This is a genomic window from Candidatus Melainabacteria bacterium RIFOXYA2_FULL_32_9 (assembly GCA_001784615.1).
In the GTDB taxonomy this organism is placed as follows: Bacteria; Cyanobacteriota; Vampirovibrionia; order Gastranaerophilales; family UBA9579; genus UBA9579.
The window spans coordinates 1-12,807 of sequence record MFRQ01000033.1 but is presented as its reverse complement, the minus strand read 5'-3'; the positions used below and the strand labels follow the sequence as shown (position 1 = coordinate 12,807).

The 12,807-nt window shown below is 33.2% G+C and carries 6 protein-coding genes; 4 read left to right on the top strand and 2 right to left on the bottom strand.

Going from position 1 to position 12,807, the window contains the following annotated elements; all coding sequences use genetic code 11:
* Positions 1-264 precede the first annotated feature (264 nt).
* Positions 265-3,084: an isoleucine--tRNA ligase gene (locus tag A2255_10885; GenBank protein OGI22641.1), complete on the top strand. Its 2,820-nt coding sequence runs from the start codon at positions 265-267 to the stop codon at positions 3,082-3,084.
* A 72-nt stretch (positions 3,085-3,156) separates the two neighbouring features.
* Here A2255_10885 and A2255_10880 read toward each other — a convergent pair whose 3' ends face one another.
* Positions 3,157-3,579, bottom strand: a complete 423-nt coding sequence (locus A2255_10880; GenBank protein OGI22640.1) for a hypothetical protein — start codon at positions 3,577-3,579, stop codon at positions 3,157-3,159.
* A gap of 499 nt (positions 3,580-4,078) precedes the next feature.
* Here A2255_10880 and A2255_10875 point away from each other — a divergent pair, with 499 nt between their 5' ends.
* Positions 4,079-6,304 (top strand): hypothetical protein, encoded by a 2,226-nt coding sequence (locus A2255_10875; protein ID OGI22639.1) that lies wholly within the window; start codon positions 4,079-4,081, stop codon positions 6,302-6,304.
* Positions 6,305-7,312, top strand: a complete 1,008-nt coding sequence (locus tag A2255_10870; GenBank protein OGI22638.1) for a tRNA dihydrouridine synthase DusB — start codon at positions 6,305-6,307, stop codon at positions 7,310-7,312.
* A 513-nt stretch (positions 7,313-7,825) separates the two neighbouring features.
* Here the strand turns inward: A2255_10870 and A2255_10865 are convergent.
* Positions 7,826-9,853: an excinuclease ABC subunit B gene (locus tag A2255_10865; GenBank protein OGI22637.1), complete on the bottom strand. Its 2,028-nt coding sequence runs from the start codon at positions 9,851-9,853 to the stop codon at positions 7,826-7,828.
* Between the two features lie 479 nt (positions 9,854-10,332).
* On the opposite strand from A2255_10865, the gene A2255_10860 reads away from it, so the two are divergent.
* Positions 10,333-12,780 (top strand): hypothetical protein, encoded by a 2,448-nt coding sequence (locus A2255_10860; protein ID OGI22636.1) that lies wholly within the window; start codon positions 10,333-10,335, stop codon positions 12,778-12,780.
* Positions 12,781-12,807 lie beyond the last annotated feature (27 nt).

Sequence of the window (12,807 nt, the reverse complement as noted above, 5' to 3'; positions counted from 1 at the left end):
TTTAGTTTTATATAAATTAAAATATTAATAGTGCTACAACCTGATAGCTTTAAATTAAGTCTGCCTGTTTAAAAGGCTATAATCGATGACTTAAGTTAGGTAATGGATATTACCAAGATGTTGTTGGGAAAAGATAATTATTTTTTAAGTTCGCTATTATTCACATTGATTAATATTGAATCGCTAAAAGTTATTTTTGTCATATACTATTTATGAATAAATAATGTTGGATAAAGGGTTAAGCCAATGACTGAAGAACAAAAAATTGACTATAAAAATACGCTAAATTTACCTCAAACAGACTTTAAAATGAAGGCTAATGCTGCTGTTAGAGAAGTTGAGCTTCAAAAATACTGGAACGAGAATAATATTTATGAAAAAAATGTTTCTCAAAGAAAAAACTCTGAGAAGTTTGTACTCCATGATGGCCCACCATATTTAAGCTCTAATAAAATTCACATAGGAACAGCTTTAAATAAGATTTTAAAAGACATAGTAACAAAGTATAAAGCTCAATCAGGTTTCTACAGCCCATATGTGCCTGGCTATGACGGGCATGGTCTTCCAATTGAAAATGCTGTTGTTAAGTCAATTAAAGGTGGAAGGGAAGCCCTTACTCCAGAAGAATTAAGAAAAAAATGCAGAGAATTTGCTATGACCAACTTAAAAGGTCAAGAAGAAAACTTCAAGAGACTTGGAGTATGGGGCAACTGGGAACACCCATACATAACCATCAGCCCAGAGTTTGAAGCTGAGCAAGTCCGTATATTTGGCGAAATAAATAAAAAAGGCTATGTATATAAAGGATTAAAGCCTGTATACTGGTGTGCTGAATGTGAAACTGCCCTTGCTGAAGCAGAAGTGGAATATGGAGATCATAAATCTCATAGTGTTTATGTAAAATTTAGCTTAGAACAAGAAGAAGCTAAAAAAGCATACCAAACTGCAGAATTAAATATAGATAATCCTCTTTCAATGGTAATATGGACTACAACTCCATGGACATTACCGGCAAACCTTGCAATAGCATTACATCCAAGACTACAATACGCATTTATTCAAAAAGAAGGCGAAAATGAAGTTTATATAATAGCTGTTGACCTCCTGGAAAGCTTTGCAACTAATGTAAGTTGGGAAGAAAACAGCTACAAGATTCTTGGTACAACTACAGGTGAAAAATTAGAATATATTAATGCAAAACATCCATTATATGATAGAAACAGTTTAATCATTCTTGGAGAGCACGTAACTACTGAAGCAGGTACAGGTGCTGTTCATACTGCACCAGGACACGGCCTTGAAGACTATGAAGTAGGTACAAAATATAGAATCGGTGTATTATCTCCTCTTACAAATAAAGGAATATTTACTGAAGATGCAGGTCAATACCAGGGGATGAGGTATAATAAAGCAAATGAAGTAATTATTCAAGATCTAAGAGACAAGAACGCACTTCTTGGTTATGGTGAAATCCTACATAGTTACCCGCATTGTTGGAGATGTAAGAATCCCGTAATCTATAGAGCCACAGAACAGTGGTTTATAAGTGTTGATGCATTTAGAGATCAAGCATTAAAAGCAATAAACGATGTAGACTGGATTCCTCAAAATAATTATCAAAGAATATTCAATATGGTTGAGTCCAGATCCGATTGGTGTATAAGTAGACAAAGAGCCTGGGGCGTTCCAATTCCTGTATTTTATTGCACAGAATGTAACGAAGCTGTTATTAATGATGAAACTATTAACAGCGTAGCTAATAGATTTGATAAAGAATCATCAGATGCCTGGATAAAATATTCAGCAAAAGAACTCTTACCTGAAGGGTATAAGTGCCCTAAATGTTCAGGTAGTGAATTCAAGAAAGAATCAGACATTATGGATGTTTGGTTTGATAGTGGGGTAACTCACGCAACAGTGGTTGATGCAAGAAAAGCTGAACTAGGTCAAACACCTGTAGAAATGTACCTTGAAGGTTCAGACCAACATAGAGGCTGGTTCCAATCATCATTACTTACAAGCGTAGCTACAAAAGGAAGAGCTCCTTACAAGTCAGTCCTTACTCACGGTTTCGTACTTGACGGATCAGGGCGCAAAATGAGTAAAAGCCTTGGAAATGTTGTGGAACCACAAAGTATAATAAACAAATACGGGGCAGATGTATTAAGATTATGGACCGCAAGTGTCGATTACACTAACGATGTAAGGATCAGTGAGAATATAATCCAACAGTTAGTTGAAGTATACAGAAAAGTACGTAATACTTGCAGATTCCTGCTTGGTAACTTATATGACTTTGAACCGGCTGTAAATTATGTAGAATATTCAAACCTTAGTGATATTGATAAATATGCTCTGCATAAGCTACAAAAACTCATTGAAAGCGTAAGCTCCGCATTTGATAAATATGAATTCTATAGATATTATCAACTTATGCAAAATTTCACTTCTGATTTTAGCTCATTCTATCTTGATATAGTTAAAGACAGATTATATACAGCAGGTAAAGATTCTCTTGCAAGAAGATCAAGTCAGACAGTATTGTTTGAAACACTTCATTCTTTAGCAAGATTACTGGTCCCTGTAACACCACACCTTGCAGAAGATGTATGGTTACACGTACTTCCTGCACAAAAAGGCAATATTGAAAGTATTTTACTTTCAGATTGGCCAAAAGTTAAATCAGAATTCATAAATGATGAAATAAATACAAAATGGAATGAAATTGCAGAACTAAGAGAGATTGTAACAAAAGCAATTGAGCCTGTAAGAGCTGAAAAGAAAGTTGGAAGCTCACTTGAAACTGCAGTATTTATAAGAGTTATCAATAAGCCTGATGTAGAAAACAGACTAAGAACTGTACAGGGAGAGCTAGCAAGTATATTTATCACTTCTCAAGCTGTATTGTTGGAAGATAACGAAGAACCGCAGAACATACTTAACCAGTATGAAGAAAACAGCTATCAAATCTACGTAACTCCATCAATGGGAGAAAAATGTGATAGATGCTGGAAGTTCTCAGAGACAGTTGGAACAGATAAACAGCATGAAACTCTCTGTCTGGATTGTATAAAAGCTATTTAAACCTAAATCATCAATGAGACCTCCCTACTAACCTGGTAAGGGGGTCTCATATCTATTAGCTTATTTTAGAAGCTATTTATTACATCCTCCTTTTTCCTCTTTTTTCTCAGCCTTTTCATTTTTCTCAGTTTTCTCTGCTTTGCCATCAGCTTTATCAGCTGTGTTTTCAGCCTTTGCTGTTTTATCATCAGTCTTTTCGGCCTTAGCATCAGCTGCAGGATCAATTTGTGCTTTTTGAGCACCAGCTGCTTGGTCTCCCATCAGGGTTTGTAACATTTTCATAATAACTTGTAACGATTGTGCAAGATTCTGCTGATTATCAGGTTGCTTTGCAGCATCTTGCAGGGCAGGTTTAGGTGTTTGCTGAGCCTGAGTAAAAATACTGTCAGATTTAGCATTAAGCCCAGGCGTATTATTCATACCTTGCCCGGGCTTTGCGTCATTTAATCCAACCTGAAATTTCTTAGGGTCAAGATTACCAATTCCCGTAACCATTTCTTTCCTCCTTCTTAACTAGTTATTTAATACGTTGTCCCTCTATATGTTAATAAACTAAATTTATTTAGGGAAATTGCCAAGTATTAAACAGATTTTGTTTAGAATTCAAGCAACTTTCTTCTAAAACCAGGTATACTAGAAAGAAAAAATAAAATATTATTAATAAATTTAATTTACTATTCTTAATGCTATAAAAACAATTAGCCTTGATCTCTTTATTATTGTGATTTTTCTAAGTCTAAACTTGCTTATAGTAATTTTTCTCTGATATAACCAACATTTTACACAAGCAAATAGTATAGAAAACCTATCGTCAGGACTACATAATTTTAGTAAAGTAATATGTTATTATGTGTAAAATTGAAATTGCTAAATAATACAAATAAACTAACAGGTTCAGCAAAAAAATAGCTATAATATTGTAATAGATGTTAAATAAAAATAACTTATTGATTAATAAAATATAATTAGCAAAGAAGAATATGAGGATTCCGAAATGAGTATAAATAGGCTTGTTAGATCAATTTTAATAATTAATCTGCTTGCATCTGGGGTTATTAGCCAAACTGCAACTAGCTCTCCTATAATGCCTACTAATGATGATTCATTGGCTCAAACTTACTCTTCTGGAATTAACGAAATTAATACACAGCTTGCATATAATGAAATTCCAAATAGCGCAGCAGATTATTCTCAGAGAGGAATAAATTATTACAAATCAAATGAGTATACAAAAGCTATCAGCGAGTTCGAGCAAGCACTAAAACTCAATCCTCAGGATAGCTCAACCAGAGTAAACCTTGCAGCCGCTCATATAGCAAGAGGTTCATACTTCTTTAGACTTGATCTTGCAAAGTCAGCAAATGATTACAGAAGAGCAATATATTATTTAAAATATGACGAAAATATTCCCGAAAAACAGTTAACAGAAGAAAATCTTTCTACTGCAATTACTAATTTAAGAAATGTTTTAACCGAATATAAAGTAAATTTAAGTCCAAAAAACAGACTTAAAATGGCCAAAGAACTTAGAGGACAAGGAAACTTTAAAGAAGCTGTTGTTGAATTTCAGGAAGCACTAGCTGATCCCAATTCAAAATTAGAAGTATACGAGGCACTTGGGGATATTATGAGAGTGCTTCAAAAGAATAATAAAGCAATAGAATACTATCAAAACGCTTTACTCATTGACACTAACCAGGCTGATCTGCATACTAAACTTGCAATAGCTTTAAATAAAGCAGGAAACCTGGACATAGCAGTAAAAGAATATGATATTGCATTAAGTCTTGATGAAAATAATAAAGAAATCATAAATTCACTGGAGAATATCTGGAAAACAAGACTGCAAGAAGATCCTCGAGACCCTGTTGCACATATGAATTTAGGTGTAGTCTTACAAAAAAAAGGGGATTTTCAAAATGCATTAAATGAATACAAAATTGCCGAATCGATTGATCCCAAAAACCTTACTTTAAGCTTAAACCTTGGAACACTTTTTCAGGCAATGAACGATCTTCCAATGGCATTAAGAGCTTATGATTCTATCCTACAAATTAATCCAACTGACCCACTTGCACATTATTACAGAGCTACAGCTTTAAAACAGATAGGAAACATTAAAGGTGCAATAGATGAATTTCAAATAGTATTAAAAATTGATCCCAATAATATTCCTGCTAAAAAATCATTATTTGAAGCTGTGAAAGAAATCCAAAATCCTGATGAAAGCCTTCAAATAATGAGTGAACTGGCTAAAGCATATGAGAATGATGCTATTGCACAGTATAACTTTGCTTACCAACTTCATTCACAAAAGAAAATTGATGAAGCATTAGCATTTTATCAGAAAACAATTGTAATTAACCCCAAATTAATAGATGCATATCTAAATATAGCCTCAATTTACAAAGAAAAACAGCAATATTCAGAAGCAATTTTAACTCTACAAAATGCGCTGGTTGTGAATCCTGATGATTCCAAAGTAAAGAGTTTATTAGCGCAAATCCAAGAATCTGCAACAATTACCAAATATGATCAAGCTGTAAAAAAGCATAATCAAGGTGATTATGAAGGTGCTATTCAAGATTATTTAAGAATAGCTGAAGAGAATGGAGATAGTGCCGATGTATATGTAAGTCTTGGTGCAGCATATCAGGCTGCAAATAAGATTAATGAAGCAGCAGTTGCCTATAATAAAGCCTTGGAATTAGATAAAGAAAACTCTGCTGCTCTTTATTACCTGGGCACCATCTACTATTCCCAGAAAAATTACGAAAAAGCTTACATCGTATATGAAAAGGCTTTAACTCAGGACCCTGATAATGGAGACATTAAAGAAGCCCTTAAGGCTGTCAAGCTCGCAAGGGATGAAGAACTTCTTAATAAAGGATTAAACGAATACAACGCTCAAAAATACTTAAAAGCCCTAGAAATATTTAATCTCGTTATAAAATCAGACCTTAATAATGCTTATGCCTACTATTACCGTGGCATGGTTTATGATGCACAAAAGAAATATCTAACCGCAATTGAAGATTATAAAAAAGCATTGGCAAAAGATAACACTTTAATCCTCGCTTATTATGCTCTTGGAGTTGATTATGATACACTAAATCTTAAAGTTGACGCTAAAAAAGCATATCAAAAATTCGTAGATGGCTCAAAAGACCAAAATGATGAATACGTAAAATACGCAAAACAAAGACTCCAAAAACTATAAATGAATACAAAACAATATCAAGAACTAAATAAAGCTCAATTAACTATTGGTACAGTTCAACTCAACAGTAAGGTTATTCTTGCACCAATGGCAGGAATAACAGATTCTGTTTTACGCCAGATAGTTAGAATGTTTTCCTCAGATTGTCTGCTTACCAGTGAAATGGTAAGCTCAGAAGCCTTATTAATGAATCATGATAAAAGCATCATTAATCATAATAAAATTGAATATCCTCTTTCTTTTCAACTTTCTGGCCATAAGCCAGAATTAATGGCAAAAGCAGCTAAGGCTCTTGAAGAAATCTCAACCATTATTGATATAAATATGGGATGTCCAGCCCCCAAAATAGTTAGAAATAATGACGGAGTGAAGCTAATGACAGATTTAAAACTAGCTTCACAAATAATCAGCTCAATAAAAAACTCCGTCTCCATTCCAGTTACAGTCAAATTTAGATTAGGATGGGACTCTGGCACAAAAAACTTCATAGAATTTGCAAAAATGGCAGAAGAATCAGGAGCAGACGCTTTATGTATTCATGGTCGGACTAAATCCCAAATGTATTCAGGAATAGCAGACTGGCATGCCTTAGGAGAGGCAAAGAACAGTGTTAAAATTCCTGTAATAGCAAACGGCGATATAACTTCACCTGAAAAAGCCAAATCCTGTCTTGAAATCTCAAAATGTGACGGAATTGCTATAGGAAGAGGTATTTTAGGCGATCCTGGCTTAATTTATAGGATTGAAGAATACATACAAAACGATAATCTCTTACCAGAACCAACTATTCAGGAAAGATTAGAATTAGCCTTAATACACTGCAAAAAGGAAGCAGAACTAAAAGGGGAGATTCACGGCATTAAGTTTATGCGAAAATTCTTTGGCCACTATATAAAAGGCATAAGAAACGCCACCAAATACAGATTTGACCTAGTAAGAGTTACTTCAATAGCTGAAATAGAAGACTTATTTAGCACAATAATTGAGAATCTTGATAATTCCTGCTAAATAAAGCTAATTTTATCTATATTTCTTAATCCAATAGAGTTTTGACAGCAGTGTTTACACGAAATATTAGACAAATAGATAACTATTTAATTCATTGACAACTCAGATACATATAAATACAAAGACAGATTTTCACATAAATATCCCTAAGCTTTTATTAATAAACCTTAAAAGGGTGATATTTATTTTAACACTTTAGGATGATGTTGTTTATATAAAATAATGTTATATTAATAATGTAAAATTTAATTGGACTTCTTTCATCAATTCCAAGCAACCTAAATGGATAATATATATAGGATGCCTCGACCCTAGCTTAATTCGTCGGAAGACGGTTATAAGGATCGGGGTGTCCACCTATGTTAAACAGTATAAATAGATGAAAATCTTTTTATACTGTTTAACTGCCTTATTATTTTTAGTAGTGCTCCAACTATGACTGATAACTTTAGGTCAAGTCTATCAGCTACAAAGATATCAAGCGTTAACTTAAGTTAGGTGATTTATATCACCTTATTTTTTCTTTATCTTGCTAGTTTGAACTTTAGCAGGAGATGATTTCTGAATTTCCCTAAGACTTTTCAGCTTATCTCTAATCTCTGCTGCACGCTCAAAATCAAGAATCTTAGCAGCTGCATGCATACTTTTTTCGAGCTTATCAATAATTTTAGGCAGATCATCAATTGTAGCACCAATTTCTACCATCTGCTCAGCTATAACATCCTCGACACTTCTATAACTATTTACAAGTTCAAGCAAGTTATTTTTGATATCTTTAACAATAGTTTTAGGCGTAATATTATTTATTCTGTTATGTTCAATTTGAATTTGCCTTCTTCTGTCAGTTTCTTCTTTTGCTCTTTGAATACTGTTAGTAATTTTATCAGCATAAAGAATGACTTTACCGCAAGAATTTCTTGCAGCTCTGCCAATAGTCTGAATTAAACTTGTTTCAGACCTTAAGAATCCTTCTTTATCAGCATCCATTATTGCAACCAGTGTAACTTCCGGCAAATCCAGCCCTTCTCTAAGCAGGTTTACTCCAATTAATACATCGAATTCACCCAGCCTTAAATCTCTTAAGATTTCTACTCTTTCAAGTGACAGTATTTCACTATGTAAATATCTGACTCTGATGCCAAGCTGAAGAAAATAATCCGAAAGATCTTCAGCCATTTTCTTTGTAAGAGTGGTTATTAATACTCTTTCATTCTTGTCAGCACGTTTTTTAATCTCACTTATAAGATCATCAACCTGATTCTCAATAGGCCTTATTTCTACTCCAGGATCAATAAGTCCTGTTGGACGAATTATCTGCTCAACTATCTGATCAGCAGTTGTTCTTTCAAACTCAGCAGGAGTAGCCGAAACATATATAACCTGATTAACTCTCTCCCAGAATTCTTCAATTTTAAGTGGTCTATTATCTCTAGCACAGGGAAGCCTGAATCCATAATCAATCAGAACACTTTTTCTTGCAGCATCCCCATTATACATGCCTTTTATTTGGGGCAAAGTAACGTGAGACTCATCTATAACGACAAGAAAATCATCAGAAAAATAATCTAACAAAGTAGCTGATGGTGAACCTGGTTCTCTTCTTTCAAAAATTCTTGAATAATTCTCAATTCCGTTACAATAGCCGACTTCTCTAATCATTTCTATATCATGACTGGTTCTTTGCCAAATTCTTTGAGCTTCAAGTAGCTTATTCTGGCTTTTTAATTCGTCATATCTCTCAACCAATTCATTCTTAATTAGTTGACAAGTTTCAAGAAGATCTTCAGTTCCTGATAAATAATGAACAGCAGGAAAAATAATCACATTTTCGCAAATTTCAAGCACTTCACCAGTTACATGATCAATTTTTGAGATTTTTTCAATCTCATCACCAAAAAACTGAAGCCTGATTATAGTATTTTCATAAGATGGCTGAATTTCAACAATATCACCTCTAGCCCTAAAAGTTCCCCTCTTAAGTTCAATATCATTTCTTTCATAATGAACATTTACTAACTCTCTTAAAAAGTCATCACGATCTATTAAATCCCCAAGAGATATTTTTATTGAACCCCTAAAATAGTTTTGAGGAAGTCCCAAACCATAAATACAGCTAACACTTGCCACAACTACAACATCTTTTCTTTCAAATAAACTTCTTGTAGTACTATGGCGAAGTCTGTCAATTTCATCATTGACGCTGGCTGTTTTTTCAATGTATGTATCAGTTCTAGGAATGTATGCTTCCGGCTGATAATAGTCATAATAACTTATAAAATACTCAACAGCATTATTGGGCAATAATTCTTTCATTTCATTATATAGTTGAGCTGCTAAAGTCTTATTATGGGCAATAAGCAAAGTTGGCTTTTGTACATTTTGTATAACATTTGCAATTGTATAAGTTTTACCGGACCCTGTTACCCCTAAAAGAGTCTGACTCCTAAAACCATTCCTTATTCCTTCTGTCAGAGATTGAATAGCTTTTGGCTGATCACCAGCCGGACCATAGTTTGATACTAACTGAAATTGCTTTGTCATTCTTATATTTTCTTATGATTATTATTCATTACATATTAATATTTTACTATATTCACTTATAGAAAAAGAGCAAAATTAAAACTATTTTTAACTTATTACCTAAATTAACCTATTCCTAAATTAGCTTTTTGATTAATTAAAAAATTTCTAAACAATTTGTAGAATATTAAATGAACTATTCAAATGACAAACTTCTTACAATATGCAAATTTTCCGCTAAATAAAGGACTAGCCATTAGTGAAAATAAAAGTATAATAATAGATGATAATATCACCTGATTTAAGTTAACGATTAGAAGCTTTGAAGTATTTAGACTTAATGACTTGAGGTATTATTGGAATTATCGATGACCTAAAAATGTGGCTTAGCCACTTAATTAATGTTTGAATACTATTCAATATTTAAAAATCTTCTTAATTGAGTATACTAAAGCAATTATTTCAGTAATACGGATTTAAATGGGGGAATCTAACAGCTAATGATTAGGAATATTTATAAAAAGCTGTTTAAACTAAACCTGTTCCTAATCTTAAATTTTGTTATTATATTCTCCTGTCAAGCTGCATTTGCACAAATAGGCATTATTAGCAGTAATACAAGCGCTAAAGTTTATTCTAACAGACATATTGGCAATTATAGTGAATTATTTCAAGAAATTGTCTATACATTTAGCAATACAAATATAAAATACAATATAATTTCTGAAAATGAGCTGGATACTATAAGCGTAAGAAACTTCAGCATCATAGTGCTCCCTTTAATAACAGACTTATCTCCGGAAACATACTCAAAAATCGAAAGCTATATACAAGAAGGTGGAAAAATTATAGTAATTTTTCCTGATACCTATTCTAGCCCAATGGTTCAGAGACTTGCTGAACTTGTAGGCGTACAGCTTGGTTCCACACAAAGAACTACATACAAAACAACGATAAATTGGCTTAATAATTATAAAATCCCGGAAAATTACTTTCCTGTTTCAACAAGAATAGCCACAATATTCTCAGATCCATCTTCAAAGCCAATTGCATCCTGGAATCAAAATAATGAAACCTCTCCTGCAATAACTATATCAAATAAAGGTAGCTATATTAGCTGGAGGTGGGGTAATGATGGAACACTTTCATTTAACGTAGCTGCCATAAAGTCAACAATAGAGTCATTAGTGCCGGGAATTATCATTAAAGAGCAATCAAAACTAGCATTTAAAGAGATGGAAGATAAAATAAGTGAAATAAATAAATTACGGCAAGATACGTCAGAATTTCTTGAATCTTTTAAACAAGCAAGTTCAACAACGCTTGCAGATATTCAGGAGCACGTATATATTTCAAAAATGCAGGAAAATCTGGCTAAATCTTATTATCAAAATTGCGAATACGAAAAAGCACAGGAAGAACTTAAAAAAGCCAGAATAAATGCAATGTACGCATATGCAAAAGTTGTGCCGTCAAATGTTGTTGAAGGTAGAACACTATGGCTCGACAGAGGCACTATAGTAGCTATTAAAAACCCGAAAGAAATGTCAGATTTATTCAATAAAATCCAAAAAATCGGAATAAATATCGTATACTTTGAAACATTAAATGCAGGTTATGCTATTTACCCTAGTGAAATAACAGAGCAAAATCCACAAACTAAAGGCTGGGATCCTTTATATTGGGCGGTTCAAGAAGCACATAAAAGAAATATTGAATTACACGCCTGGGCCTGGATATTCGCCGTAGGAAATACAAGACACAATCCTATAATTGGAAAACCAAATGATTATCCTGGTCCCATAATAGCAAAAAATCCTGACCTGGCTCTTCTAGGCCCAACAGGCAATATGATTCCTGCAAATCAACATGAATATTGGATAGACCCCGCCAATATTAAGGCAAGAAAGCTGATAATTTCCATTTTAGAAGAGATGGCAACTGATTATCAGATAGATGGAATTCAATTAGATTATATTAGATATCCTTTCCAAACTGTCAATAATTATATGGGCTATAATCCTGAAGGAAAACAAAAATTTGAAATTGAATCGGGCTATAAACTTGATAAGCCTGATGAAACTATAATTAAAGCCTGGAATATCTGGAAAACAAAGCAAGTTACAAAGTTCGTACAGGAAGCTTCTTACAGATTAAAAAAAATAAAACCTGATATTCAAATTTCAGCTGCTGTATTTGGCACAGAAAGAAGCTCTAGAATGAGCTCAATCCAGCAAGACTGGGAAAATTGGGTTGACAAAGGGTGGGTAGACATATTAAACCCAATGATATATTCCTCTAACACTCCAAAATTAGTTGAAAGCATAAATTATATAAATAAAGCCATAGGCTATAAAGCATTTGTCTATCCTGGTATTGCCGTTAGACAACTTGGAGCAGATGATTTACTTGATCAAATCTACGCCATTAAAGGCAACGGCTTAATGGGAAGCACAATATTTGCAATGGCACACCTTGATCCTGATAAATCAGAACTTTTAGAAATTGGCCCTTACAGATTTAAAGAAGCTAAAGCTCCAAATAGCAATCCTGTAAATTCAGCAAGAATACTTGTAGAAGAATTTTTATACAATGTAAACAGCCTAAAACAAGATGATAGCTCCCTTATAGCCATACGTAAATATACAGGTAATGCAGTTATTGCTGAAGCAGGAAAAACTCATGCTTATATCTTAAAATTACTGAATAATCCTACTCCAACAAACATTCAGCAAGCAATAGTAATGCTTAGAGAACTGGAAAACCTTACACAAAGATGGTTAATGGTGGATAGCAGCATAAAACCTACAAAATTAAAGCTCCTTACAACATATTTAAAAGAAGCACAAATATTGTTATCATATGAACATCATAAACAAAGCTCAAAAGATTATCCCCCGACTGATTCCGTGATAGATAATATGCTTTCTAAAATTGATAAAAATTAAAAATCACCAACTTGATATTTTATTTTT